Annotated in this window: 26 protein-coding genes; 6 read left to right on the top strand and 20 right to left on the bottom strand. The window is 41.5% G+C overall.

Annotated features, from left to right (window positions below):
* The first annotated feature begins 19 nt into the window (after nucleotides 1-19).
* Complete coding sequence (gene rlmB / locus D8854_RS06145) at nucleotides 20-748, top strand: 23S rRNA (guanosine(2251)-2'-O)-methyltransferase RlmB (protein ID WP_042902491.1); 729 nt, start codon at nucleotides 20-22, stop codon at nucleotides 746-748.
* A gap of 32 nt (nucleotides 749-780) precedes the next feature.
* Here rlmB and trxB read toward each other — a convergent pair whose 3' ends face one another.
* The 7 genes from trxB to D8854_RS06180 all read right to left on the bottom strand — a co-directional run bounded on the left by trxB (nucleotide 781) and on the right by D8854_RS06180 (nucleotide 5,135).
* Entirely contained in the window at nucleotides 781-1,692 is a 912-nt protein-coding gene (trxB, locus tag D8854_RS06150; protein ID WP_042902492.1) for a thioredoxin-disulfide reductase, read from the bottom strand.
* Between the two features lie 65 nt (nucleotides 1,693-1,757).
* Nucleotides 1,758-1,982, bottom strand: a complete 225-nt coding sequence (locus D8854_RS06155; RefSeq protein ID WP_000924294.1) for a DUF4059 family protein — start codon at nucleotides 1,980-1,982, stop codon at nucleotides 1,758-1,760.
* 77 nt (nucleotides 1,983-2,059) lie between these two features.
* On the bottom strand, nucleotides 2,060-2,803 hold the full coding sequence (locus D8854_RS06160) for an amino acid ABC transporter ATP-binding protein (RefSeq protein ID WP_125450222.1): 744 nt from the start codon (nucleotides 2,801-2,803) through the stop codon (nucleotides 2,060-2,062).
* Nucleotides 2,803-3,603 carry an amino acid ABC transporter permease gene (locus D8854_RS06165; RefSeq protein ID WP_125450223.1) on the bottom strand — a complete coding sequence of 267 codons (801 nt, stop codon included), beginning with the start codon at nucleotides 3,601-3,603 and terminating at the stop codon, nucleotides 2,803-2,805. The genes D8854_RS06160 and D8854_RS06165 overlap by 1 nt, the downstream gene beginning before the upstream one ends.
* 156 nt (nucleotides 3,604-3,759) lie before the next feature.
* Nucleotides 3,760-4,116 (bottom strand): arsenate reductase family protein, encoded by a 357-nt coding sequence (locus D8854_RS06170; protein WP_007521452.1) that lies wholly within the window; start codon nucleotides 4,114-4,116, stop codon nucleotides 3,760-3,762.
* Between the two features lie 12 nt (nucleotides 4,117-4,128).
* Nucleotides 4,129-4,644 (bottom strand): methylated-DNA--[protein]-cysteine S-methyltransferase, encoded by a 516-nt coding sequence (locus D8854_RS06175; RefSeq protein ID WP_125450224.1) that lies wholly within the window; start codon nucleotides 4,642-4,644, stop codon nucleotides 4,129-4,131.
* Entirely contained in the window at nucleotides 4,641-5,135 is a 495-nt protein-coding gene (locus D8854_RS06180) for a GNAT family N-acetyltransferase (protein WP_125450225.1), read from the bottom strand. Before D8854_RS06180 ends, D8854_RS06175 begins: the two co-directional genes overlap by 4 nt.
* Nucleotides 5,136-5,269: 134 nt before the next feature.
* Between D8854_RS06180 and D8854_RS06185 the strand changes: the two genes are divergently transcribed.
* Together D8854_RS06185 and trhA are read left to right on the top strand one after the other, a co-directional pair.
* A complete protein-coding gene (locus tag D8854_RS06185) occupies nucleotides 5,270-5,716 on the top strand; it encodes a DUF1836 domain-containing protein (RefSeq protein ID WP_001087578.1) in 447 nt (148 codons plus the stop codon).
* Nucleotides 5,713-6,360 carry a PAQR family membrane homeostasis protein TrhA gene (gene trhA, locus D8854_RS06190; RefSeq protein WP_001097972.1) on the top strand — a complete coding sequence of 216 codons (648 nt, stop codon included), beginning with the start codon at nucleotides 5,713-5,715 and terminating at the stop codon, nucleotides 6,358-6,360. Before D8854_RS06185 ends, trhA begins: the two co-directional genes overlap by 4 nt.
* Before the next feature lie 19 nt (nucleotides 6,361-6,379).
* Here trhA and pdxT read toward each other — a convergent pair whose 3' ends face one another.
* The 3 genes from pdxT to nox all read right to left on the bottom strand — a co-directional run bounded on the left by pdxT (nucleotide 6,380) and on the right by nox (nucleotide 9,473).
* Nucleotides 6,380-6,961 (bottom strand): pyridoxal 5'-phosphate synthase glutaminase subunit PdxT, encoded by a 582-nt coding sequence (pdxT, locus tag D8854_RS06195; RefSeq protein ID WP_125450226.1) that lies wholly within the window; start codon nucleotides 6,959-6,961, stop codon nucleotides 6,380-6,382.
* The gene (gene pdxS / locus D8854_RS06200; RefSeq protein WP_000138520.1) at nucleotides 6,962-7,837 is read right to left on the bottom strand and encodes a pyridoxal 5'-phosphate synthase lyase subunit PdxS; all 876 of its coding nucleotides are present in this window, start codon (nucleotides 7,835-7,837) and stop codon (nucleotides 6,962-6,964) included.
* A 256-nt stretch (nucleotides 7,838-8,093) separates the two neighbouring features.
* On the bottom strand, nucleotides 8,094-9,473 hold the full coding sequence (nox, locus tag D8854_RS06205) for a H2O-forming NADH oxidase (RefSeq protein ID WP_000036761.1): 1,380 nt from the start codon (nucleotides 9,471-9,473) through the stop codon (nucleotides 8,094-8,096).
* Between the two features lie 307 nt (nucleotides 9,474-9,780).
* Here nox and D8854_RS06210 point away from each other — a divergent pair, with 307 nt between their 5' ends.
* The 3 genes from D8854_RS06210 to D8854_RS06220 are packed head-to-tail and all read left to right on the top strand — an operon-like array spanning nucleotide 9,781 to nucleotide 12,596.
* Entirely contained in the window at nucleotides 9,781-10,710 is a 930-nt protein-coding gene (locus D8854_RS06210) for an FAD:protein FMN transferase (RefSeq protein WP_125450359.1), read from the top strand.
* A gap of 18 nt (nucleotides 10,711-10,728) precedes the next feature.
* Complete coding sequence (locus D8854_RS06215; protein ID WP_000915929.1) at nucleotides 10,729-11,334, top strand: NADPH-dependent FMN reductase; 606 nt, start codon at nucleotides 10,729-10,731, stop codon at nucleotides 11,332-11,334.
* Nucleotides 11,335-11,351: 17 nt separating this feature from the next.
* Nucleotides 11,352-12,596, top strand: coding sequence for an NAD(P)H-dependent oxidoreductase (locus tag D8854_RS06220; RefSeq protein WP_125450227.1), 1,245 nt, complete (start codon nucleotides 11,352-11,354; stop codon nucleotides 12,594-12,596).
* An 85-nt stretch (nucleotides 12,597-12,681) separates the two neighbouring features.
* Here D8854_RS06220 and D8854_RS06225 read toward each other — a convergent pair whose 3' ends face one another.
* The 10 genes from D8854_RS06225 to D8854_RS06270 all read right to left on the bottom strand — a co-directional run bounded on the left by D8854_RS06225 (nucleotide 12,682) and on the right by D8854_RS06270 (nucleotide 24,814).
* Entirely contained in the window at nucleotides 12,682-12,939 is a 258-nt protein-coding gene (locus D8854_RS06225) for a DUF896 family protein (protein ID WP_125450228.1), read from the bottom strand.
* 41 nt (nucleotides 12,940-12,980) lie between these two features.
* On the bottom strand, nucleotides 12,981-15,017 hold the full coding sequence (gene glyS / locus D8854_RS06230) for a glycine--tRNA ligase subunit beta (protein WP_125450229.1): 2,037 nt from the start codon (nucleotides 15,015-15,017) through the stop codon (nucleotides 12,981-12,983).
* A 260-nt stretch (nucleotides 15,018-15,277) separates the two neighbouring features.
* Complete coding sequence (gene glyQ, locus D8854_RS06235; RefSeq protein WP_125450230.1) at nucleotides 15,278-16,195, bottom strand: glycine--tRNA ligase subunit alpha; 918 nt, start codon at nucleotides 16,193-16,195, stop codon at nucleotides 15,278-15,280.
* A gap of 193 nt (nucleotides 16,196-16,388) precedes the next feature.
* Complete coding sequence (locus tag D8854_RS06240) at nucleotides 16,389-17,150, bottom strand: elongation factor Tu (protein ID WP_125450231.1); 762 nt, start codon at nucleotides 17,148-17,150, stop codon at nucleotides 16,389-16,391.
* Nucleotides 17,151-17,424: 274 nt separating this feature from the next.
* Nucleotides 17,425-18,267 carry an aldo/keto reductase gene (locus tag D8854_RS06245; protein WP_125450232.1) on the bottom strand — a complete coding sequence of 281 codons (843 nt, stop codon included), beginning with the start codon at nucleotides 18,265-18,267 and terminating at the stop codon, nucleotides 17,425-17,427.
* Nucleotides 18,268-18,347: 80 nt separating this feature from the next.
* Entirely contained in the window at nucleotides 18,348-19,739 is a 1,392-nt protein-coding gene (pgdA, locus tag D8854_RS06250; protein ID WP_125450233.1) for a peptidoglycan-N-acetylglucosamine deacetylase PgdA, read from the bottom strand.
* Between the two features lie 105 nt (nucleotides 19,740-19,844).
* Nucleotides 19,845-21,572: a septation ring formation regulator EzrA gene (gene ezrA, locus D8854_RS06255; RefSeq protein WP_125450234.1), complete on the bottom strand. Its 1,728-nt coding sequence runs from the start codon at nucleotides 21,570-21,572 to the stop codon at nucleotides 19,845-19,847.
* Between the two features lie 80 nt (nucleotides 21,573-21,652).
* Entirely contained in the window at nucleotides 21,653-23,599 is a 1,947-nt protein-coding gene (gyrB, locus tag D8854_RS06260; RefSeq protein WP_000134069.1) for a DNA topoisomerase (ATP-hydrolyzing) subunit B, read from the bottom strand.
* A 13-nt stretch (nucleotides 23,600-23,612) separates the two neighbouring features.
* Nucleotides 23,613-24,176, bottom strand: coding sequence for an HAD-IA family hydrolase (locus tag D8854_RS06265; protein ID WP_312023741.1), 564 nt, complete (start codon nucleotides 24,174-24,176; stop codon nucleotides 23,613-23,615).
* A gap of 89 nt (nucleotides 24,177-24,265) precedes the next feature.
* Nucleotides 24,266-24,814, bottom strand: a complete 549-nt coding sequence (locus D8854_RS06270; protein ID WP_125450236.1) for a DJ-1 family glyoxalase III — start codon at nucleotides 24,812-24,814, stop codon at nucleotides 24,266-24,268.
* Between the last annotated feature and the right edge of the window lie 8 nt (nucleotides 24,815-24,822).

Below are 24,822 nucleotides of genomic sequence, written 5' to 3' on the forward strand. Positions count from 1 at the left end.
TTTGTGTTATAATAGAGGCATGAAAACAAATGATATTGTCTATGGCGTCCACGCCGTTACAGAAGCCCTCCTTGCAAACACTGGAAATAAACTCTACCTCCAAGAAGATCTTCGAGGTAAGAATGTTGAGAAGGTCAAGGAACTGGCTACAGAAAAGAAGGTCTCCATCTCTTGGACTTCAAAAAAATCCCTGTCTGAAATGACCGAAGGCGCTGTCCACCAAGGTTTTGTTTTACGAGTGTCAGAATTTGCCTATAGCGAACTTGATCACATCCTTGCCAAAACACGCCAAGAAGAAAATCCTTTGCTATTGATTCTGGATGGTCTAACTGACCCTCACAACTTAGGCTCTATCTTAAGGACTGCTGATGCGACCAATGTTTCAGGTGTCATCATTCCCAAGCACCGTGCTGTCGGAGTGACTCCTGTCGTTGCCAAAACGGCCACAGGTGCTATTGAGCATGTACCGATTGTGCGAGTTACCAACCTCAGTCAAACCCTAGACAAACTCAAGGCTGAAGGCTTCTGGACCTTTGGAACGGATATGAACGGTACTCCTTGCCACAAGTGGAATACAAAAGGGAAAATCGCCCTCATCATCGGAAATGAAGGAAAAGGCATCTCCAGCAACATCAAAAAACAGGTTGATGAGATGATTACCATTCCGATGAATGGGCATGTTCAAAGCCTCAATGCCAGTGTTGCTGCAGCCATTCTCATGTACGAAGTTTTCCGAAACCGACTATAAAAAAGTTTCCAATCACTTGATTGGAAACTTTTTTAACTATGTTCAGTAATAAATTTGTAGGCTTCTTGACCAGCGATAGCCCCATCTCCAACTGCTGTTGTCACTTGGCGAAGGTCTTTCTGGCGAACATCTCCAACTGCAAAGATCCCGTCAACGGCAGTTTTCATGTGATTGTCTGTTACGATCCAGCCAGCCTGGTCTTGAATATTCAATTCTTTAACAAAATCGCTAACGGGATCCAAACCAACATAGATAAAGACACCACCGAAGGCTTGTTCTGTCACTTGACCTGTTTTTACATTTTCAAAAATTACAGATTCTACTCGGTTTTCACCTTTGATTTCCTTGACAACAGAATCCCAGATAAAGTTGACTTTCTCATTTGCAAAAGCACGGTCTTGCAAAACCTTTTGGGCACGAAGTTGGTCACGACGATGAACAATGGTAACAGTCTTGGCAAAGCGAGTCAAGAAGAGAGCTTCTTCTACCGCTGAATCTCCACCACCGACTACGAGCAAGTCTTGATCACGAAAGAAAGCTCCATCACAGACTGCACAGTAAGAAACACCACGACTGTTCAGCTCTTCTTCTCCAGGAACCCCCAAAAGACGGTGTTTTGACCCAGTTGCCACGATGACAGTACGGGTTTCGTAAACTTGATTATCAGTGATTACCTTCTTATAGTCACCCTGGTCTTCAATATTTTCAACATAGCCATAAAGATGCTCCACTCCAAGGTTTTCAAGTGGTTCAAACATCTTTTCAGCCAATTCAGGTCCACTGATGTTGGCATAACCTGGATAGTTTTCAATATCAGATGTGTTATTCATTTGCCCGCCTGGCAGACCACCTTCAATCAAAGCCACTTTCAGATTGCTGCGAGCAGCATATAAGGCAGCGGTCATTCCCGCAGGTCCAGCACCGATAATAATCGTATCGTACATTTCGATTCCTTCTTTCTTGTTGTAACTATCTTTATTCTAACTTATTCTTGCTAGTCACGCAAGGATTATGCCTTGAAAACCAAGAGCAAACTCATGACGGCAAAGGATAACACCGGAACGACCAAAACTCCAATCATAATCATATCATAGAGATGAGCTTGACGAGCCTTGGCTGTCTTGTCCACACCAGACATGGCTCTCAATCCAATCCAAATCCCCAGAAAAATCACGACAAGGATGGTCGTTAAGATCAAACTCTCGAAATACAAAGAAAATAGATGCAGTAGCATGATTTCTCTCGTTTCTATCTTTTTTAAAGAGTAAACTCAGCTAGTCCACCTAACTGAGTTTTCCTTTTACCATTATATCAAATATAAGTCCGTTTGTAACTAGCGAAGAATTCTTTTGTTCGTTCTTCTTTCGGATGATTGATGATTTCATCCGGTGTACCTGACTCGATGATTTTCCCCTTATCTAGGAACAAAATCTTATCTGCCACTTGGGCTACAAAAGACATATCGTGACTAACCAAGATCATGGTCTGACCTGACTTGGCAGCGTCTGCAATAGACTTTTCTACCTCGCCGACCAACTCTGGGTCAAGGGCTGAAGTGGGCTCGTCTAATAGCAAGACATCTGGTTTCATAGCAAGCGCACGCGCAAGGGCAACCCGTTGCTTCTGTCCACCTGATAAGTGGCGAGGGTAATGGTTTTCACGGTCAGAAAGACCAACCTTGGCCAACTCTTCCTTAGCGATTTTTGTTGCTTCCTCGTCCGATAATTTTTTAACAACAACCAAACCTTCCTTGACATTGTCAAGAGCTGTTCGCCGTTCAAACAAATTGAACTGTTGGAAAACCATGGATAACTTGCGACGAAGGGTTAGGATTTCTTCTTGGCTAATCTGAGAAAAATCAACTTTAAAATTGTCAATCTGAATCGTTCCACTATCTGGAGTTTCAAGGTAGTTCAAACTACGAAGAAAGGTTGATTTCCCAGCTCCAGATGAACCAATCAAGGCTACGACTTCCCCTTTTTCGATATCCAAGTCCAGATGATCCAAGACAGTCTGGCCTGAAAATGATTTACTTAAATCCGAAATCTTAATCATTAACGAAGGTCTCCTTTCACATCTGTAGACACTGTATCCGGCGCTGAGATAGCCATTTTTCTCTCGATGAAACGGCCGAGGCTTTCAATGCCGATATTGACTACCCAATAAACAAGGGCTACGGAGATGAAACGCTCAAAGTAACGATAATCTGCTCCACCCAAAATCTGAGCTTGAGCAAAAACTTCGACAACCCCCGCACTAAAGGCTAGAGAAGTTCCCTTGGTCAAACCGATAAGAGAATTAATCAAAGTTGGCGTCGCTACCACCGCTGCATTTGGAATAATCACGCGACGATAAACTTGAGCACGAGTCATACCCAGACTATGCGCCGCCTCAATTTCACCTGGGTTAACAGAAAGGATGGCTGCACGAATCGTTTCACTTGCATAAGCCGCCTCATTAAAAGCAAAGGCCACAATCGCAAAAAGCGCTGCTGGAATCGCATTGATATTGAAACCAGTTCCCCATTGTTGGTTGATAGCTTTCAGTGCCAAAGGAATTCCGTAGTAGGTCAACATAAGTTGGACTAGGATTGGGGTACCTTTTAAGAAGCTGACGAAAAAGGCCTGCAAAGGATATAAAATCTTAACACGATTGATCTTAACAATGGCAAAAATCAAGGCAAGTAGCAAACCAAAGAGGGCACCTCCAAGAGTCAACATCAAGGTTGTAGGCAGTTGTTGGACAATTCTTGGAATTCCATCAAAGACCGAACGCAAACTAAAGAGCTTACCATCCGGAATGAGTTGCATCAAACTTTGGTACCAATCTGATGCTAAAAATGTTGTAACAGTCATAAAAACATCCTCTCCTGATAATGATTCATTCTATCATACTTCTGCTCGCAAGCAAATTATTTGCTACGGGCTGCTCAGACTTTGTCTATCTTCTAGTTTATCACACTTTAAAACAGGGAGGCTATATATTTTACCTATCAAGGAGATAAATAAAAACTATCTCAAACCTAAGTCCTCATAGGTTTTTCTATAGCCAATTTGTTTAACAGCACCATTCTCCACCAAAATTGGACGTTTCAATAACATACCATCACTCGCTAGAAGCTTGGCTGCTTCTTGTTTTGACAAACTTCCCACCTTATCTTTTAGGCCCAGTTCGCGGTATTTGATCCCGCTAGTATTGAAAAATTGTTTCACTTCAAAACCGGAAGTTTCTAACCAGTTCAAAATCACGTCTTCACTTGGGGTTTCTTCTACGATGTGGACATCTTGGTATTCTAGTCCAAGTTGATCCAATTCATTTTTTGCTTTCTTACAAGTTGAACATTTTGGGTATTCGATAAATTCTAACATCTTCTTTTCTTTCTATTTTTTATTTTCTTGAAATGCTGCACCTTCATGTTGCAAGAGCCAGGCTTTCTTTTCGACTCCCGATGCATAGCCTGTCAGACGATTGCCTGATCCCAGCACACGGTGACAGGGTACGAGGATGGACCAAGGATTACGCCCCACTGCTCCACCAATCGCTTGGGCAGAAGCCACTTGCAAGTCTTGAGCTATTTGTCCGTAAGTTACTGTTTGACCATAAGGAATGGCCTGTAAGTAATCCCAAACCCGCTTTTCAAAATCTGTTCCAATGGGAGCCAAAGGTAAGTCAGATGGATCCTGAACACTGCCTTCGAAATAAGTATCTAAATAGGAAATAACCTGGTCTAGGACAGGATGTTTCTTAACTACTTCTATACTATCTCCAGAGATTCCCCTCTCAAAATGAGTTTGGTCCTGTACCCAAATTCCATACAGATATTGCTCGTCAGCAACCAAGGATAAGGTTCCAATTGGCGACGGGTAGAGCATTTTTGCGTACTTTTTCTGCTTCATTTTTTTAATTTCTGATAGGCCAAACGTTCCCCATCAACTGGAACCTTACCGACCTGTTGGAAGCCTAGCTTTTCAAAGATATGCTGCATGGCCTTGTTTTGTGCATGCGTATCTGAACGAAAATCTAGATAATCAAAACCTTCAATCAAGCCTTCTAGGAAAGTCTGAGCAACACCTTGTCCTTGGACATCTGCTGCCACAGCGATACGGTGAAAGACCAGATATTCTGATTCTCCCCCCTGCCAACTTCCTTCATAAATGGCTTCATAGGATTTCTCTGGGCTCTTGGTCACAGCAGCATAGGCTAGTAGTTCTCCTTCTTCCAAGGCCACATAAGCTTGACCAGAGATGATATCATCAACAATGATATCTGCATTTGGATAGCCATTTTGCCACTGGTCGCTACCAGACTCAGCTAAGCACTTTTTAGCATCCTCCATCACCTGCATAATCGCATCTACTTCGTTTGGAAAAGCTAAACGAATCTCCATCTTTTCCCCTCATTTCTAACTAGTTTCTCTCATCATAGCATAATTTAAAGCTTTCTACAAGCAGTTGAAACTTGACTTTTGTTTTTTATTATTTTATAATCTAGTTATTAAAACTAGATAAAAAGGAGTTGGAAATGAATTCAAACTTTTCCTACCCAAAATGGGAAGACATTCCAAACATTGACCTCTATCTGGACCAAGTTTTACTTTATGTCAATCAAGTCTGTGCCCCTATCTCTCCAGATAAGGACAAGGGACTAACAGCATCGATGGTCAATAACTATGTCAAACATGGTTACCTGACAAAGCCAGACAAGAAAAAATACCAACGCAAACAGATTGCCCGTTTAATTGCCATCACCACTCTCAAGTCTGTCTTTTCAATCCAAGAAATCGCTCAGACCCTCAATACTCTGCAAACTCAAGCAAGCTCAGACCAGCTCTACGACGCTTTTGTGGACTACATGAACCATGGGATTGATCCAGAAAATCCTATTATCCAAACTAGCTGTCAAACGGTTAAACTCTATCATCAAACTCTAGACTTAATCCTTATCAAAGAAGAGGAGGAAATCCAATGAATACCAGTCTAAAACTCAGTAAAAAGCTCAGTTTTGGAGAGGAGATTGCCAATAGCGTGACCCATGCTGTGGGTGCGGTTATCATGCTCATCCTACTCCCCATTTCATCCACCTATAGTTATGAAGCACATGGATTTTTATCTTCTTTTGGCGTTTCTATCTTTGTTATCAGTCTCTTTCTCATGTTCCTCTCGTCAACCATTTACCACTCTATGGCCTATGGTTCGACCCACAAATACGTCTTGCGAATCATCGACCATTCTATGATTTACGTGGCTATCGCAGGCTCTTATACGCCGGTCGTATTGACTTTGATGAATAACTGGTTTGGCTATCTGATCATTGCTATTCAGTGGGGAACGACCATCTTTGGCATCCTCTATAAAATCTTTGCTAAAAAGGTCAATGAGAAATTCAGCCTTGCCCTTTATTTGATTATGGGCTGGTTGGTTCTGGCTATCATTCCTGCCATTATCAGTCAAACAACACCAATTTTCTGGAGTCTCATGGTAACTGGCGGACTCTGTTATACAGTTGGAGCTGGATTTTACGCTAAGAAAAAACCTTATTTCCACATGATTTGGCATCTCTTTATCCTAGCGGCATCTGCACTCCAATACATCGCCATTGTTTATTACATGTAAAAAAGTTGAGAATCTTTTCTCAACTTTTTTCTTTACACATATTGATAAAATACTGGTGCAAGCGAGCATCATCTGTCAATTCTGGATGAAAAGAAGTTACCAGCATATTCTCTTCTTGAGCTGCAACGATTTGATCATCAACTGTTGCTAGAATTTCTACACCCTCTCCAACACTGCGGATAATCGGTCCACGGATAAAGGTCATGGGAATCTGACCAACTCCCTTACATTCTGCCTCTGTATAGAAGCTTCCTAGTTGGCGCCCATAAGCATTGCGCTCAACCACTATATCCATGGTTCCAAGATGACTTTCTTCCTGAGAAGTGATTTCCTTAGCTAGTAAGATTAATCCCGCACAAGTTCCAAAGACTGGTAGTCCAGAAAGAATGGCTTCTCGGATGGGAAGCAGCATCTGCTGGTCACGCAAGAGCTTGCCCATGGTTGTAGACTCACCGCCAGGCAAAATCAAACCGGACAAGTCACTCTGATATTTCTGAAAATCATCTAAATTTCTGATTTCGACACCAGTGACTCCTAATTTATCTAACACCTTTGCATGCTCTGCAAAGGCGCCTTGCAAGGCTAGTATTCCGATTTTCATCTATTTTCCTCGCTCAGCCATGAGAATTTGAATTTCATTCTCATTGATACCAACCATGGCTTCCCCTAGGTCTTCAGAGATTTGTGCTAGAATTTGAGGATTTTGGTAGTTGGTTACCGCTTTTACAATGGCACTTGCTCGTTTAACAGGATCTCCTGACTTGAAAATACCTGAACCGACAAAGACACCCTCTGCCCCCAGTTGCATCATCAGCGCAGCATCTGCTGGTGTTGCCACACCTCCAGCTGCGAAGTTTACAACTGGCAATTTTCCATGTTCATGAACGTATTGGACCAATTCTACAGGGACTTGCAAGTCCTTGGCAGCCACATAGAGTTCATCTTCACGTAGATTTTGAATACGGCGAATTTCTTGATTCATCATACGCATATGGCGAACAGCTTGAACAATGTCACCTGTCCCCGGTTCTCCTTTTGTGCGAATCATGGAAGCTCCTTCAGCGATACGGCGCAAGGCTTCACCCAAGTCCTTAGCTCCGCAGACAAAAGGAACTTGGAATTCCTTCTTATCCACATGGAAACGGTCGTCAGCTGGAGACAGCACTTCACTCTCATCGATATAGTCAATCTCAATAGCCTCTAAAATCTGAGCTTCAACAAAATGCCCGATTCTGACCTTGGCCATCACTGGAATACTGACCGCTTCTTGAATTTCCTTAATCATCTTTGGATCACTCATGCGGGAAACTCCACCAGCTGCACGAATATCAGCTGGAATCCGCTCCAAGGCCATCACAGCTGCCGCACCAGCAGCCTCTGCGATACGAGCCTGTTCAGGATTCTGAACGTCCATGATAACTCCACCTTTGAGCATCTGCGCCAAATTTTTATTTAGTTCATAACGATTTTCAGTCATTTCTTTATCCTCATCATTTGTATTGGTAGCTACCATTTCATTTTAAGTCGGATTAGAAGGAATCACAAGATAAAAAAAGTATAATTGTATGGGTACAGATTGACACTCAATGAAAATCAAAGAGCAAACTAGGAAGCTAGCCGCAGGCTGTACTTGAGTACGGTAAGGCGAAGCTGACGTGGTTTGAAGAGATTTTCGAAGAGTATAACTAAAAAACTATCTGACCTTAACTTAAGGCCAGATAGCTCGTCAATTTTTATTTTTCAGCTGTAAGTGCAGCCATTGTAATGTAGTTGTATGGTTTGTTGAAATGTGGCAAGAAGAATAGGTCTGTCAAAGCCAATTTGTCAATGGTTACATGCTCTTGGATAGCAAGTGAGAACATGTGGATTCCCATACTAATAGCAGCATCATGTGACACCATTTGTGCACCAAGGATTTCGCGGCTGTCTTTGTCAAAGACAATCTTGATGGCAACTTCGTGGTTGTCATGTTTGATAAATTCTGGTTTTTGAAGATCGTTAAATCCAGTTTCAGTTGCATTATAGCCTGCAGCTTTGGCTTTTTCAAGAGTCAAACCAGTCGAAACCATGTGAAGACCGTAGATAGAGATACCGTTTGATCCTTGAACTCCGATTCCTTCCAATTCATGACCACAAGCATTATAAGCACCAACGATACCAGTACGTACAGCGTTAGATGCAAGAGCGATGTAGCTTGTATCTTTACGTGCATTGTCATAAACAGTTGCACAGTCACCAACAGCGTATACACCTGGGATTGAAGTTTCTTGTTTCTTGTCTACAAGGAAGGCACCGTTGCGGAAGAGTTCAATCTTACCGTCAGCAAGAGCTGTGTTTGGACGGAAACCAACAGCAAGAACCACCATATCTACATCAAATGTTTCTTTGTCTGTTACCAAGCGTTCAACTTTTCCATCACCTTGGATGGCTTTAACTGTTTGACCAAGAGCCAAGCGGATGTTGTGGTCTTCCAAGTTCTTCGCCATCATTTGAGTGAAGTCTTTGTCATAGTAGCCGTTCAAGACAGTATCTACGATATCGACAAGCACCACTTCTTTTCCAAGACGCTCAAAGGCTTCAGCAAGTTCTACACCGATGTAACCACCACCAACAACGGCAATGCGCTCAAGGTGTTTGCTCTTGTCTTCAAGTTTTTCAATAACTTCTTCAGCGTTTTGGTACAATTTAACAAATTGTACATTTTCAAGAGTTGCTTTGAATTCGCGGTTGCCCTTAACGATTTCAACACCTTCGATTGGAGGCAAGATTGGAGTTGAACCAGTTGCAAAGATCAATTTATCATAAGACTCTTTGTGCTCTTTTCCTTCAACTTCTGCAGTCACAACTTTGTTATCGTAGTCAATTGAAAGAACTGGTGAGTTCATGTAAACTTTAGCACCTTTTGCTTCCAATTTTTCTTTATCAGAGTAGAAGAGACCTTCTGGGCCATCAATTTGTTCCCCGATCCAAAGCGCCATTCCACAACCAAGGAATGAAATATTTGAGTTTTGGTCAAATACTACGATTTCATTCTCATGACCAAAGTTATCCAACATCGTATTAATACAAGCTGTACCAGCGTGGTTAGCACCAACTACAACGATTTTACTCATAGAAAAATTCCTACCTTTAATTTTTGATTTACCTTCCTAGTATATCATTTACTGTTAGCGTTTACAAGACATTTGCTCAGAATTCTCTTTTTTTCAGAAAAAAATACACTTAACATTGATAAATCCAATTTTTCTATCGCTTTCATATTAGTTTTGAGCATATTTCTTGACTTTTTGTCAAAATTCATTTGTGAAAACGCTGACTTTATGATATGCTAGATACATGGAAAGAAAATGTAAGGGGTTTAATTTTTCTTTAACGACCTTATACTGAATGATTTCCTATAAAGAGAAAGGAGCTGGTAGCTTGCCTCTTCATTCACGTTCTGAACGGCTAATGGGAACAACTATCACGATTTCATTAGTAGATGAACAGGCTGATTGCCTACTTCAAAGAGCCTTTGATTTGCTCAAGGAGCTCGAATACCGCTTTAACGCCAACAGTCAAGAATCCGAACTGATGGAAATCAACTACCAGGCTGGAATTTCACCTGTTAAGGTTCATCCTGACCTGTTTGAATTGATTGCTCTTGGACTTGAGCATAGCCTAGCTCCATCTAGCCATCTAAACATCAGCATTGGTCCCTTGATTCAAACTTGGCGAATCGGATTTGCAGATGCACGGCTTCCAGAGTTAGACGAAATCGAAGCTGTCTTGCCTCTAGTTAACCCGCATTTTATCAAGTTAGATCCGACTAACACTACTGTTTTTTTAGAGAAGAAAGGAATGAAGCTTGATTTAGGTTGTTTAGCCAAGGGCTATAGTGCAGATAAGGTTGCTCAGTATTTGAAAAAACACGGTGTCACCTCTGCCTTGATCAATCTGGGAGGAAATATCCTCACTATCGGGAATAACCAAACCAAAGAAGGGAAAGCATGGCAAATCGGTATTCAAGATCCGCGAAATCCTCGTGGCAATCATCTCCTAACCATTCCTGCTTCTAACAAATCCGTTGTCACTTCAGGTATCTATGAACGCCACCTGACAGTAGATGGAAAAGACTATCATCATATCTTTGATAGTGAGACAGGATTCCCTGTCGAAACCGATCTTGCTAGCCTAACGATTGTCTCTGATAAATCCGTTGATGGTGAGATTTGGACAACACGCCTTTTCGGAGAACGAAGCGCTTCTATCCTCTGGCAAGTCGAAAGTTTAGATGGTATCGAAGCCATTCTCATCGACAAAGAGGGACGCCTTGCATGTTCTTCAGGCCTTCAAAATTGTATTATGTAAAAAGAGAAAGGAAATCTCATGCTAAAACTTATTGCCATTGTTGGAACGAACTCTAAACGTTCTACAAACCGCCAATTGCTCCAATACATGCAAAAACACTTTGCTGATAAAGCTGAAATTGAACTCGTTGAAATCAAGGATATCCCTGTTTTCAACAAACCAGCAGATAAACTTCTTCCCGCTGAAATTCTTGAAATTGCAGCTAAAATTGAAGCATCTGACGGTGTGATTATCGGTACTCCTGAGTACGACCACTCTATCCCAGCAGTTTTGATGAGCGCTCTTGCTTGGCTATCTTACGGTATCTACCCACTTTTGAACAAACCAATCATGATCACTGGTGCTTCCTACGGCACACTTGGTTCATCTCGTGCCCAATTGCAACTTCGTCAAATCTTGAATGCTCCTGAAATCAAGGCAAATGTTCTACCAGATGAATTCTTGCTTTCTCACTCTCTTCAAGCATTTAACCCAAGTGGTGACTTGGTTGACCTTGACGTCATCAAGAAATTGGATGCCATCTTTGATGACTTCCGTATCTTTGTGAAGATTACTGAAAAATTGCGCAATGCACAAGAATTGCTTCGCAAAGATGCAGAAGAATTTGACTGGGAAAATTTGTAAGATAGGAGACCGAAAGAATGAAATTTGTTGGACTTGTTGGATCAAACTACGATCAATCATATAACCGCAAACTCTTGGAATTTATCCGTCGCAATTTCAAATTCAAATTTGAATTAGAAGTTCTTGAAATCGACGAAGTTCCAATGTTTAACCAAGACGAAAAATGGGACGAAAGTTTCCAATTGCGCTTCTTGTATAACAAGATTACACGTGCTGATGGTGTCATTATCGCAACTCCTGAGCACAACCACACTATCTCAGCTTCTCTCAAATCTGTACTTGAATGGCTTTCATACGAAGTTCATCCATTTGAAAACAAGCCTGTTATGATTGTGGGTGCATCATACTACGACCAAGGAACATCACGTGCCCAAGTTCACCTTCGTAAAATCCTTGACGCTCCAGGTGTTAATGCCTACACGCTTCCAGGTAACGAATTCCTTCTTGGTAAAGCTAAGGAAGCTTTTGATAACAACGGAAATATCACCAACGAAGGAACTGTTAAATTCCTTGAAACTTGCTTAGATAACTTTGTAAAATACGTAGGAGTCGTTGCGAAATTGAAAAAACCAAAACCAATCGAACCAGAAGACTTGGATTGTGGAAAACCAATTGCTACAACCATTACAGAAGTTGATCCTGACGATCCAGAATGGGTAGAAAAAGTTGCAGCAATCACTGGAGCTGTTTCTGGTGATACCTATGTCAAATTGGACCACGGTATCCTGACAGTTAACCAAATTGATATGTTCTTGAAAGCTATGCCATTTGAATTGACATACGCTGATGATAACAACCAATTCCTCTACTACAACAACGCTCACCAAGATCCAGACACCATGTTTGCCAAACGTGTGCCACCTCAATCAGGTAGCCGTATGTCGACTGTTCATAATTCTCTTCCACCAGCACGTATGAAGAACGTGGAGTGGGTTATCGGAACACTTCGTAACGGAAACCAAGAATACGTCCGTACGATCGTTCCAGGTTCTCCCGCAGGTGTCATCAACACCCACAACTACCAAGCGATGTACTATCCTGATGGATCATACGCTGGTATCAATGAAATTGTCTTTAACTTCCAACCATGGCTTGACTGGTACCTAAAAGAAACGGGTCAACGTTTGGTTGGTGGTAGCGGACCATTTGCTCCTGCTGCCGGAGGTCATGGAGACGCCGATGCTACTTCTGGTGCTTCTGATTCAGGGGATGCTGGAGGCCACGGTGGTGACGCTGACGCTACATCTGGCGCAAGCAACTAAGAAACCAAAAAAGGAGCCACTTGGCTCCTTCTTTTTTATTGCAAACGAAAAGGGGGTTGTAAATCATCTACAACCCTCTTTCATTTTATGAGTTAGGATCATCTAAACTACGGCCGTGCAAACCTTTTTCACGTTGTACCTGACGTAGTTTTTCTGGTGTGATGTCATTTCCTTCCTCATCCACAATTTTAATTCCTTCAATGTGGTGACGAACAGAACGACGATAGCCTTCGATGTACTCCTCACGAAGTTTAGCTTGTTCCACTTTTTCAGCAGAAGTCAAGCCTTCTGTTTTTTTCTTTTTGGCAAGCTCGTTGATACGAGCGATTTTTTTCGGATCCATTTCTTCTCCTTTGTGATAAGATACAGTCCGTTTGACTGAGTTTATTTCGTATTAATTTGGTTGAAACGTGCGAGTTTAGCTGCTTTCTTGGTTAATTGCGACAGGATTGCCAAACGATTTTGTCGGACAGCCTGGTCTTCAGCCATTACCATGGTATTTTCAAAGAAAGCATCAATAACTGGGCTAAGCGCAAAGAGTTGTTCTAATTGCTGACTTGCAGCCCCTGACAAAACGAGTGATTCTACAGCTTCCGCCAAGGCTTTCTCTTCTTCATTTTCAAAGAGAGCAGGATCAACTGTGTCAGAGCCTTCTGCTTTCTCAGCCAAATTGAAAGCACGTGAGAGGGATTCGACAGACGATTTGAAATCTTCTTTCTTGCTTGCTTCGACAAGAGCACTTGCTGCTTCTAGCATATCTGCAACAACAAAGTTTGAACCTGCGAGAACTGCTTCCTTAATGTCTTTTGGAGTTGAACCCATCATCTTATCAACACGAGCCTTGATAAAGTCCATAACCTCTGCTTTATTTTCATAAGTCAAGCTGTCAAATTTCAAAGCATAAAGGCTATCGATCAGCTCATCCATAGCAATGTGCCAACCAAAGGCATCCAAGATACGAACCACACCTTGAGTCGCACGACGAAGGGCATAAGGGTCATTAGAACCTGAAGGAATCAAACCTACTGAGAAGAAACTCAAAATCGTATCCAATTTGTCTGCGATGGCTAGAATGGCTCCAACCTTGCTCTCTGGAAGAGCTCCGTCAGCTGATGTAGGCATGTAGTGTTCACGAATAGCAGCTGCAACTGCTGGAGTTTCACCAGCAAGAAGGGCATATTTCTCACCCATAATTCCTTGGAGCTCATCAAACTCACCAACCATCCCCGTCAACAAGTCAAACTTGTAAATAGCTGCTGCACGCGCTAGGTCAACTGTTTCATCCACTGACAAACCAGCTTTTTCTGCCAAGAGAATGGCAATCTGCCCCGTACGAATCATGTGTTCACGAAGGGAACCAATCTTTTCGTGGAAGGTCACATGGTTCAATTTTTCAACAAGATCTGAAATGACCAATTTTTGGTCTTCACGCCAGAAGAATTCACCGTCTTCCAAGCGGGCAACTAGGACTTTTTCATTCCCCTTGATGACATTTCCCAAATGCTCTGCGTTTCCGTTACGGACTGAAATGAAGTTTGGCAAGAGCTTGCCATCTTGATCACGAACAACGAAGTAACGTTGATGTTCTTTCATCGAAGTCACCAAAACTTCTTCTGGAACTTCAAGGTATTTGGCATCAAAACTTCCCATAAAGGCAGTTGGGTATTCAACCAAGTTCAAGACTTCGTTCAGCAAGTCGGCATCAATTTCGATACGTACGCCATGTTCAGCTTCGATGGCTTTGATTTGGTCAACAATCATTTGCTTACGTTCACGAGGATCCGCGATTACAAACTGCTTACGAAGATCTTCTTCATAGCTCAATGCTGACTGAATCTTAGTTTCTTGTCCCAAGAAACGATGACCACGGCTCACACGACCACCCTTGATATCAAGGAAATCCAAATCAAACTCTTCTTCATCTAAAAGAACTGTCAAAGTGTGTACAGGGCGGATATATTGAAAAGTGTTGTTAGCCCAGTGCATGCTGACAGGGAAAGTTAGTGACTTCAAAACGTCTACTACACCTGGAACAATGGCTTCAACCGCTTGACCAATTTCTTCCTTGGTAACATAGACATATTCTTCACCCTTGATTTCACGGAATTCAATATCTTCAACTGTCAAGCCTTTCCCACGGACAAATCCTTGAGCTGCTTTGGTGAAGTTTCCATCACTATCCAAGGCAATTTTCTTTGCTGGTCCCTTGAAATCTTCTGTCAAATCAGACTGTTTGTCTGCAAGTCCAGTCACACGAACAGCCAAACGACGTGGTGTTGAGAAGGTTTGAATGGCTTCAAAAGACAGGCGATTTTCCTTGAGGAAGGCTGCCATTTTTTCACCTAGTTGTTTTTCGCTTGGAGTTACTACGTAGGCTGGTAACTCTTCAAGACCGAGTTCTACTAATAAGTTTTTTGTCATGTTTTTTCCTTTACATTTTCTTCAATCTTTTTTGATATGCACCTTAGGTACTGGGGACGTCGCTAACTAACTTTTGTGAGTCTGTAAGGAAATCTTATACCAAATAAACTAAGATTTCTAACAGTCTCATCAAAGTGGATTTAGCTGACTGATTTTTGAACCCAAGGTTTCAAAAATCCCCACATAACAGTACGGCGGTGCATATCCCTCTAGCAAGTCTTCGACTTGCCTTTAACGATTTTAGAGCACAGTATTACTTACTATTCTGCGTCTTCTGCTGAGAGTTTAGCTCGTGTTGCTTCATCTAAAAGTGGGTAGCCTAGGCGTTTGCGTTCCGCGACAAAGGTTTTAGCTACGACACGGGCCAAGTTACGGATACGAGCGATATAGCCTGCACGCTCGGTTACAGATACAGCACCACGCGCGTCAAGCAGGTTAAAGGTGTGTGAACATTTGAGAACATAGTCATAGGCAGGGTGAACCAAGCCTTCTTCTAATGCACGACCAGCTTCTTTTTCAAACTTATCAAAGTTTTCAAGCAACATTTCTTGGTCTGAAATTTCAAATGAATATTTTGAATGCTCGTACTCAGGTTGGATGAAGATTTCTCCGTATTTTACACCATCAGCCCACTCGATATCATAGACAGAGTCAACTTCTTGGATGTAAGAAGCCAAACGTTCCAAACCATAGGTAACTTCTGCAGTTACAGGGCCAGTTGCCAATCCACCAACTTGTTGGAAATAAGTGAACTGAGTAATTTCCATCCCATCAAGCCAAACTTCCCATCCAAGACCAGCTGAACCAGTAGAAGGATTTTCCCAGTTATCTTCAACGAAGCGAATATCGTGTTCCAATGGATTGATACCCAATTTTTCCAAAGATTCAAGGTAAAGTTCCTGGATATTTGATGGAGAAGGCTTCATGACCACTTGGAATTGGTGGTGTTGGTAGAGACGGTTAGGGTTTTCCCCATAACGACCGTCAGCAGGACGACGTGATGGCTCCACATAAGCCGCATTCCATGGCTCAGGCCCGATAGCACGAAGGAAAGTGTAAGGACTCATTGTCCCCGCACCTTTTTCATTATCATAAGCCTGCATGAGCATACAACCTTGGTCATTCCAAAATTGTTGCAAAGTCAAAATAATTTCTTGAAATGTTAATTTCTTAGACATTGAATACTCCTTAATAAAAAATAATTTCTTGCGACACGAGTCTGCCTCGTCGATTATACGAGGCAAGACGAGTTAGTACTGCGTCTAGCTCAGCACCCTAGTGCTGAGCGTGGGGCAGTCCGACTGTAAGGAGGTCTCTGCCACTGACGCAGTGGAAAGTTAATTTTTTAGACATTGTTTACTCCTTTAGTTTTTATATCTCTTTTTCAATTAATTTCTGCTGAACAAACCAATTTAACAAGGGAAGAGTTTTATCTGTATTTGCCCATAGATGATAAGAATCAAAGACCGCTTGTACACTACCCAGATTTTCTACCAACTTATCTACTGTCAAAAAGCTACGCCAGTATTCGTAAAAAATACTTGCATAGTTCTTATCATAAGTTGAGGAACCAAAATCATTCAATGAATGCCAACCATACTTCTTCTGATAAAGTTCTACGAGAGATTGATTACAAATTTTTTCCGCTTGAAATTCCTTTTCTGTCAAGAAATACTTGCGACTAATATATTCAACCATCCCTTCTTCAAACCAGATGTAAGAGTCGTAACCATCAAAATCATCTGAAAAATGCTCCGACCAATGAGCTAACTCATGTCCTACAATCTGTAAGAGGAAATTTTCAGATAAAGAATGATAGTGACTTTCTATTGCTTGAGTTTGCTGAGAACGCTCGTAGTCCATCAACTGATACAAATACAGCTCTTTCCAAACAGTTAAATCAGGCGTCATAACCATTCGTCTATTATTTGTATAGGCAGGAACAGGTATTTCCCTAATAATCTGTGTAGCAGCATTAAGACCTGACCAAATGATGGCTTGTGGTAAATCATAGACTGCAAGTTCATTCTTTAAAAAAGATTGATAAGCCTCCAACTTTTCAGTATTTCTTAATACAAAATCACGAAATGCAACTAGTTGGATATCATCTTTTACAAGATAAAGGTTATCCACGGCTCTCCTTTCTTTCACACATATAGACTGAATAAACAAAAGAACCGCATCCGACAATCCTAGGTTGATTTAACCTAGGGGCGTCAGAAACGCGGTTCCACCCTAATTTATTACTTCATTGTTTTTTTAAAATACGACAGAAAGCGCCAGTTTCTTACCTTGTCCTACTTGGCTCCCACCATCCCAAGCTCGCTTGAAGAACGCCATAAGACTTTCTTTCTTGTTGATTATTATATCAGAAAGAGAGAAAATTTACAATTCTTTTTCTTACTTTCTAAAAATCCATCTCATCCACACGAGGTGCACCAGAAGTCACTGAAATCGTCTTTAAGATCTCTCGCTCTTCTTTGCTGAGTTCAATCCCAAAACAGTCAAGATTGCTCTGGATGCGAGAGGCTGTTACTGACTTAGGTAACGGTAAAAACTCTTCTGCCAAGCTCCAAGCCAAGGCGATTTGAGCGACTGATTTTCCATGCTTATCAGCAATTTCTTGGACTTCCTTCTGTTCAAACAACTCTCCTTGCCCAAATGGTCCCCAAGCCTCTAAGATAATTCCTTTCTCTTTACAGTAGTCAACCACTTCCTCTTGATAAACTCCTGGTGCCAAGCGTACCTGATTGACCGCTGGAATGACTCTTGCTGTCTCAAGCAAGGCATCCAAATGATGGGGGAGGAAATTACTAACACCAATAGCACGGATTTTGCCTTCTTTGTAAAGATCCTCCATCGCTCTCCAAACTTCAGCATTGCGAGTTTTCCATTCGTTATTTTCCCTTAGTGGTTTTGGATTTGGCCAATGGATAAGGTACAAGTCTAGATAATCCAAGCCCAGTTTTTCCATTGATTCCTCAAATGCTTGGCGAGCTTCATCATAGCTGTGATTGGTATTCCAGAGTTTGGTCGTTACAAAGATTTCTTGTCGTGGAAGACCGCTATCTCGAATAGCACGACCAACACTTTCCTCATTTTTATAGATAGCTGCAGTATCGATATGACGATAGCCAGCCTTTAAGGCTTCTAAAACGGCTTGGTAGGCTACCTCTCCATTTTCAGCTTTCCATGTTCCAAATCCTAGTACAGGAATTGAAACTCCATTATTAAGGTTGTAAGATTTCATCGTTTTTCCTTTCTATGTGAAGAAAATCTAAAGAAACAAAATCCTGATTATCAGAACACTTGCCCCTTTAGATTTTAAAATCATTGATCACGATCATAATACATTTCGTGAGCTTTTAGACGTGAATTGAGCAATTCCGGAATAGTCACAAATGTATAACCTTGCTCTTTCAGATATTCTATAATCTTTGGAAGAGCATTAACTGTAGCGCCGTGAATATCATGCATAAGAACAATCGATCCATTACGAACCTGATGCTGAATCTCTGTTAAAATAGCAGATTCATTCTTGCTCTTCCAGTCCAAACTATCTACATTCCACATGATAAAGCTCAAGTCAAGACTGTTACGGATATCATCAGTAATAGCGCCATAAGGCGGACGCATGAGTTTAGAACTCGAACCTAAAACCTTGGTCAAGGCATCTTCCGTATCCGTGATTTGTTTTTTAGCATCTTCAAGAGTCAATTTTGAAAGAACGGGATGATCCCAGCTATGATTTCCCACAACATGTCCTTCTGATTTCATTCGTTTCAGAAGATCTTCATTACCCGCGATGTTTTTACCAAGTACAAAGAAAGTCGCCTTTACATTGTACTTAGCTAATGTATCCAAAGCTTGCGTAGTTGTAGATGGATTTGGACCATCATCAAAAGTCAAGGCTACAACTTTTTTATTTTTCTGAGCAAAGTAAGCCTGGTAGAGCTCAGCATCCTTTTCTAATAGATAAGAGGACTCCAATACGTCAAAGAAACTGGATATTGGTAGGGCAATTTCCTCCAGAGTCTCCACTTGGTCAGCTGGATAAAGGATGAGTTGACTATCTTTATAATCAAAGCTCCAAGACGTCAATTCTTGGTCTGTGAAGTTTTTTAGAACCTGATCCATTTTTGTCTGGTCAAGTTTCTTATCTTCTAGGGTTGCTTTGATTTGACTCAGCAAGAGTTCCTTAGCCTTGGTCGCATCTTTGAAAAATTGACTAAGAGTAAAAGTTTTACCGTCTTCTGTCAAGAAAATTTTTCCTAAAGACGTTTTTTCTTTTTCTTCAACCTTTGCTGCAGACAAATCGTAAACTTGCTTACTAATATTACGAGCCACAACTCCCTTTAGGACGGGATCCAACTGCTCCGTATAATAAAAAACCAAATCCTCTTTATCTTCTAGCTTTTCTTTGATATCCTGGTTGATCTTTTCTCTAACAGATGCAATGACTTCCTCTCCTTGAAGAGGGTAGTAGACAATCACTTCAGCTTGACCTTTTCGGAAATGGTCTCTCTGACTGCCTACGTTGAATTGTTGATCTTTTTCACTTTTTAGCGCTTCAATTTTCTGTTCATAGGACTGTTTCTGCAAAATCTTGTAACCAATCACGCTACCTAGGCAGATCATAGCAAGACTTAAAATACCTACTAAAACCAGTAATACATTTCTCTTTTTATCGTGGGAAACACGCTTCTCTCTATTTTTCTTCATACCTCCATCATATCAAATCAGAACTATAATTTCAATGATAAATCGATATTCTTCTATTTTTGAAAGAAATAATAAAAAGCCTAGATGATCTAAGCTTTTCAGGTATTAGAAGCGAATCGCTTCACGTGTTTTTTCATAAGAAGAAACAAAGCGATTTGTGACTCCTGGTTCTGCAACTTCCAAGGCCTGAGAAATCTTCTCAAATGATGCCTTGTAGTCAAATTCTTTTTCAAAAATTTCAAGTGCTTCATTGAAAGCTTGCTGGATACGCTCATCAAATGAACGGTAACGGTTTGAATACTGCAAGAGTTGCTCCGTCAAAGTCGCGTATTGAACAATATTGTAGGTTTCTGTTTCAAGAGCCTCCATGTCATGAGTCGCAATTTCAAGAATTCGTTTAACTGATTCAATATTAACTTGTGCTTGTTCTAACTCTGCCATCAGATCTTCTGTGTTATGGCTTGCAGTAAAGAAAAGTTTCAAGAAACTTTGAGGAATACCCGGTAAGTTTCTCTTTTCCATGTAGCGTTTGATAGTATGCAAGCGATTCACATAGACATTGGCTTTCTGACGAGCATTGATGTCGTCTTTTTCGATTTGAGCTAGGCGTTCACTAACAGAAACTTGTTCGTCTTCAATGTCTTTTAGATTACTTTGAAGTGAATTAAGCTGCTCCTCTAAAACAGAGTAGGCTTGAGTAGGTTCTGTCTGATCTTCAGTTGCCTCTGTGATCGCTGTATCAAGCCCTGACAATTCAGCTTGAAGACGGCGGACATGGTTCCCATCACTTTCTGGGAGAAGATAAGTTTTATTCAAGCGTTCAAGGTCTTGAACCAAAACCTGATTATTTTCTTTCAAGTGATTGAGGTAGGTTGGAAGCGTTGAAAGGAGACTTTCAACGACTTTTTGGGCAGCTATTTCACGCGTGAAGATATCGTAGAGCGCATTAATCTCTTCTTGGATTTGTGTATTTTCATACTCTGCATTATCCAATTCCAACTGGCGGATGTTTTCTTGATTATTTTTCAAGGATTCATGTAAAAGTTGGAAGCGTGACTCGATGTCCGTTTCAGTGAAGTGATAATTAGCATCCAAGAGTTTACGGTAGCCTTCCTCCAAATCTTCCAATTGTTCTGGAAGTTCTGTTGACAAAGTCTTCACGAGAGATGGAACACGATCAACGATATGTGTCAAAGCGAGAATATGATTTTCAGTTGAATCAAGAATCGCTGCAGCTTCAACTGGGTCACCTGAAGAGTTCAAGGTTACAAATTGAGAAAACTCTGACTGAATATTTTCCAATTGTTTCTCAATTTCAGGAAGGGCTTTACCATACTGTTCCGAATTTTCTGCTACGGTATGTTGCAGATTTTCAAATAAGTCCAAAGCATGCAGAACACGTCCGCTATTCTTAGACTCTTGTTTTTCAAGCTCTGAAAGCGCATTGCGAATCGCCGCAATGTCTTCTTCAATTAAATCAATTTGACTTTCGATTTGATCGATTTGGTGAGTCGCTTTGAAAAAGCGAAAAGAATTATTATAGCCTTCAGCCTCAAACAGGTTATTTTCAATATCAGCAAATGAGTTAAGGGATAAATCAACCCATTTTTGATTCCATTCACGGAAGGTTACCTGACTTTGACCAATCAAGTGCATGTTTTTAACCGCTTCAACCTCATCATTTACAGGAAGGTTGTAGAGTTCTTCTTTTCTTTCTTCGAGGGCCGTCAATCTACTTACATTACGCTTACGTAGGAAGATTGCCGCTACATAAGCCAGAATCAAAATGACTGCAATCGCAACCATTAGATAAATTAGTTGTCCATTAGACATATCAAACTCCTTTTATACTAGAAACAATCGTATTGATTATATCATATTTTTTAGGTCATGGGAACTATTTCCCACATTTTTTAGACGTCAAGGGTACTGTAAACGGCATTTTCTTCGATAAATTCACGGCGAGGTTCAACTCGGTCACCCATCAACATATCAAAGATTTTATCTGCTTCGGCAGCATCATCTACCGAAACACGCGCCATCAAGCGATGTTCTGGATCCATGGTTGTTTCCCACAATTGGTGGTCATCCATTTCTCCCAGACCTTTATAACGTTGGATGGTTGGTTTTGAACGCCCTTCACTGTGACGTGCTAAGGCTTCTTGGAGTTTAATTTCTTGATCTGCACCAGGTTGAATGTATTCTTTGATCTCACTTCCAACTTTAACCCCATAGATTGGCGGTTGGGCAATGTAGACATAACCAGCCTCTAAGATTGGTTTCATGTAGCGGTAAATCAAGGTTAGCAGGAGTGTTCGAATGTGGGCACCATCAACATCGGCATCAGTCATCAAAACGAGTTTTTGGTAACGAGCCTTAGTGACATCAAATTCTGCACCAAATCCTGTCCCCATGGCTGTGAAGAGACTCCGAATTTCTTCGTTTGCAAGGATTTTATCCATGCTAGCTTTTTCAACGTTCAAGATCTTACCACGAATTGGAAGGATAGCTTGGAATTCACGGTTACGACCAGATTTAGCTGACCCACCAGCTGAGTCTCCCTCAACGATAAAGAGTTCTGTTTCCGCAGGGTTGTTCGAAGAACAATCCGCTAGTTTTCCTGGCAGATTGGAAATTTCCAAACCAGATTTCTTGCGAGTGACTTCACGCGCACGCTTGGCAGCTACACGAGCCTTGGCAGCCAAAATCCCTTTTTCCACGATGCGCTTAGCAATCTGTGGATTTTCCATGAGAAAATCAGAAAAGGCATCGCTGAAGAGGCGATTGGTGATCTTAACCACTTCGCTATTGCCCAGTTTGGTCTTGGTTTGTCCTTCAAACTGCGGATTTGGATGCTTAACAGAGATTACTGCAGTCAAGCCTTCGCGAACATCTTCCCCTGTCAGGTTATCTTCATTGTCTTTTAGCAGTTTATTCTTGCGGGCATAATCGTTGATAACACGCGTCAGCGCTGTACGGAAACCTTGCTCATGCGTACCACCTTCATGGGTATGAATATTGTTGGCGAAACTCATGACGTTTTCGTGGTAACCAGTTGTGTACTGCATGGCTACTTCAACTGTGATATCATCCATCTCGCCGTCTGTGTAGATTGGTGTATCAAAGATAACATCCTTGTTCTCGTTGATATATTCAACGTAGCTAGCAATCCCGCCCTCATAGTGGTAATGTTTGCTTTGTTCTAGACCTTCGCGCTTATCTGTTATTGAGATTCGAAGTCCTCGGTTCAAAAAGGCTAGCTCTTGAATACGTTTGTTTAATTTGTCAAAGTCAAAAGTTGTTGTTTCTGTAAAAATCTCTGGATCTGGTGTGAAGTGAACTGTTGTTCCAGTTTTATCCGTATCTCCAACCACCTCAAGATCAGCAACAACATGACCACGACGGTATTCTTGGTAATGAATCTTACCGTTTTTGTGGACATGAACGTCTAGTTGAGTAGAAAGGGCGTTTACTACGGATGAACCCACCCCATGGAGACCACCTGAAACCTTGTATCCGCCACCGCCGAATTTTCCTCCAGCGTGAAGGACTGTAAAGACGGTCTCAACAGCAGGACGTCCTGTCTTTTCCTGAATATCAACAGGAATTCCACGACCATCATCCACAACGGTGATGGAATTATCAGGCTCTATAAAGACTTGGATGTGACTGGCAAATCCAGCCAGGGCTTCGTCAATTGAGTTATCAACAATTTCCCATACTAGATGGTGAAGGCCTTCTTTTGAGGTCGATCCAATATACATACCTGGACGCATACGGACGGCTTCCAGCCCCTCCAAAACTTGAATTTGACTGGCATCGTAATCCTGTGCCTGTTGATTTTTGATTTCTTCTGTCATTTTTTCCCTTTTCTTACATGTCTATTGCTTGTCTCAATGTTGCAACGTTTTTAAAAAGATAGGCATCTAAGCCAGCAGCTTTACCTGCTTCTACATCAATATTTCTGTCACCAATGACCAAACCAGATGTAATATGATATTTATCACGTAAATAAATCATAGACTCAGGATCTGGTTTTCGTTTGAAACCAGAACTGGCAGTCACGACTTCTGTGAAGTAGTCAGCTATCTGGGTCTTGGCAAGAAGTTCCAGAACTTGGTCATTTCGATGAGAAACCAAGAAATGGCGGCCACCCTTGTCAGAAATGTCTTTGAGTAGTTCTGGAATTCCCTCAAACAAAACTGGGTGCTCTAGCTCACGCGCTTCATTTTCTTTGTAGTTTTCTAAAAAATCCTCGATGTTTGGGGCAAACTTCTCAATGGCAAAAGCTGTCGAAACCTTCAAGGCTTCGTAAACACAGTCGTGTTCTTGCTCTATTCCGTATTTGGCTAAGGTCTCTACAAAGGCCGCTGTAGAAGTCTCATAATTATCCAATAGGGTACCACCTAAATCCCATATATAGTCACGATATTTCATACCCTTCATTATACCATTTTTTTACGAAAAAAGCGATGATTTCCTAGATTTTTCCAAGCAAAAACGAGAGCCGAACTCTCGTCTTACTGTTAATTTCCAAAGACATCTTGATAGAGCATGCCGACTCGTAAACTTTCTGCATCTCCTCCCAACTGCTCTACCAGCTCATAGGCAAAGGCAAGGGCAGTTGACGGTCCTCGACTAGTTGTTAGATTGCCATCCACAACTACTGTTTCCTTTCGGTAAATTCCGTCACTGATGTTTTCCTGAACACCGTCATAACAGGTAAAGTGCTTGTCTTTCAGGACACCTGCTTGATGGAGGGCGATTGGAGCTGCACAGATAGCTGCAACTTTCTTTCCTGCTTGGTCAAAGGCTTTAATCTGTGAAATGAGGGCTTGATTATCCCGTAGGTGATCTGAGCCTGGCATACCACCAGGAAGAACTACCAAGTCATAGTCGGATAAATCGCCATCAAAGATACGGTCGGCTTTTACCTGAATGCCATGTGATCCTGTCACCTGCTCTTCAAATCCTACCATATCGCATGAAATGTTTGCTCGACGCAAGACATCAACTACTGTCAAGGCTTCAATTTCTTCAAAACCCTGGGCTAAGATAACTGCTACTTTTGCCATAGTGGCCT

Origin of the sequence: Streptococcus mitis (assembly GCF_003943905.1) — a bacterium.
Classification (GTDB): Bacteria; Bacillota; Bacilli; order Lactobacillales; family Streptococcaceae; genus Streptococcus; species Streptococcus mitis_BC.

Bases quoted from the DNA above. Each gene is read 5' to 3' on its own strand.
- rlmB (WP_042902491.1), top strand. From the start codon at position 20: ATGAAAACAAATGATATTGTCTATGGCGTCCACGCCGTTACAGAAGCC.
- trxB (WP_042902492.1), bottom strand. From the start codon at position 1,692: ATGTACGATACGATTATTATCGGTGCTGGACCTGCGGGAATGACCGCT.
- D8854_RS06155 (WP_000924294.1), bottom strand. From the start codon at position 1,982: ATGCTACTGCATCTATTTTCTTTGTATTTCGAGAGTTTGATCTTAACG.
- D8854_RS06160 (WP_125450222.1), bottom strand. From the start codon at position 2,803: ATGATTAAGATTTCGGATTTAAGTAAATCATTTTCAGGCCAGACTGTC.
- D8854_RS06165 (WP_125450223.1), bottom strand. From the start codon at position 3,603: ATGACTGTTACAACATTTTTAGCATCAGATTGGTACCAAAGTTTGATG.
- D8854_RS06170 (WP_007521452.1), bottom strand. From the start codon at position 4,116: ATGTTAGAATTTATCGAATACCCAAAATGTTCAACTTGTAAGAAAGCA.
- D8854_RS06175 (WP_125450224.1), bottom strand. From the start codon at position 4,644: ATGAAGCAGAAAAAGTACGCAAAAATGCTCTACCCGTCGCCAATTGGA.
- D8854_RS06180 (WP_125450225.1), bottom strand. From the start codon at position 5,135: ATGGAGATTCGTTTAGCTTTTCCAAACGAAGTAGATGCGATTATGCAG.
- D8854_RS06185 (WP_001087578.1), top strand. From the start codon at position 5,270: ATGAATTCAAACTTTTCCTACCCAAAATGGGAAGACATTCCAAACATT.
- trhA (WP_001097972.1), top strand. From the start codon at position 5,713: ATGAATACCAGTCTAAAACTCAGTAAAAAGCTCAGTTTTGGAGAGGAG.
- pdxT (WP_125450226.1), bottom strand. From the start codon at position 6,961: ATGAAAATCGGAATACTAGCCTTGCAAGGCGCCTTTGCAGAGCATGCA.
- pdxS (WP_000138520.1), bottom strand. From the start codon at position 7,837: ATGACTGAAAATCGTTATGAACTAAATAAAAATTTGGCGCAGATGCTC.
- nox (WP_000036761.1), bottom strand. From the start codon at position 9,473: ATGAGTAAAATCGTTGTAGTTGGTGCTAACCACGCTGGTACAGCTTGT.
- D8854_RS06215 (WP_000915929.1), top strand. From the start codon at position 10,729: ATGCTAAAACTTATTGCCATTGTTGGAACGAACTCTAAACGTTCTACA.
- D8854_RS06220 (WP_125450227.1), top strand. From the start codon at position 11,352: ATGAAATTTGTTGGACTTGTTGGATCAAACTACGATCAATCATATAAC.
- D8854_RS06225 (WP_125450228.1), bottom strand. From the start codon at position 12,939: ATGGATCCGAAAAAAATCGCTCGTATCAACGAGCTTGCCAAAAAGAAA.
- glyS (WP_125450229.1), bottom strand. From the start codon at position 15,017: ATGACAAAAAACTTATTAGTAGAACTCGGTCTTGAAGAGTTACCAGCC.
- glyQ (WP_125450230.1), bottom strand. From the start codon at position 16,195: ATGTCTAAGAAATTAACATTTCAAGAAATTATTTTGACTTTGCAACAA.
- D8854_RS06245 (WP_125450232.1), bottom strand. From the start codon at position 18,267: ATGAAATCTTACAACCTTAATAATGGAGTTTCAATTCCTGTACTAGGA.
- pgdA (WP_125450233.1), bottom strand. From the start codon at position 19,739: ATGAAGAAAAATAGAGAGAAGCGTGTTTCCCACGATAAAAAGAGAAAT.
- ezrA (WP_125450234.1), bottom strand. From the start codon at position 21,572: ATGTCTAATGGACAACTAATTTATCTAATGGTTGCGATTGCAGTCATT.
- gyrB (WP_000134069.1), bottom strand. From the start codon at position 23,599: ATGACAGAAGAAATCAAAAATCAACAGGCACAGGATTACGATGCCAGT.
- D8854_RS06265 (WP_312023741.1), bottom strand. From the start codon at position 24,176: ATGAAATATCGTGACTATATATGGGATTTAGGTGGTACCCTATTGGAT.
- D8854_RS06270 (WP_125450236.1), bottom strand. From the start codon at position 24,814: ATGGCAAAAGTAGCAGTTATCTTAGCCCAGGGTTTTGAAGAAATTGAA.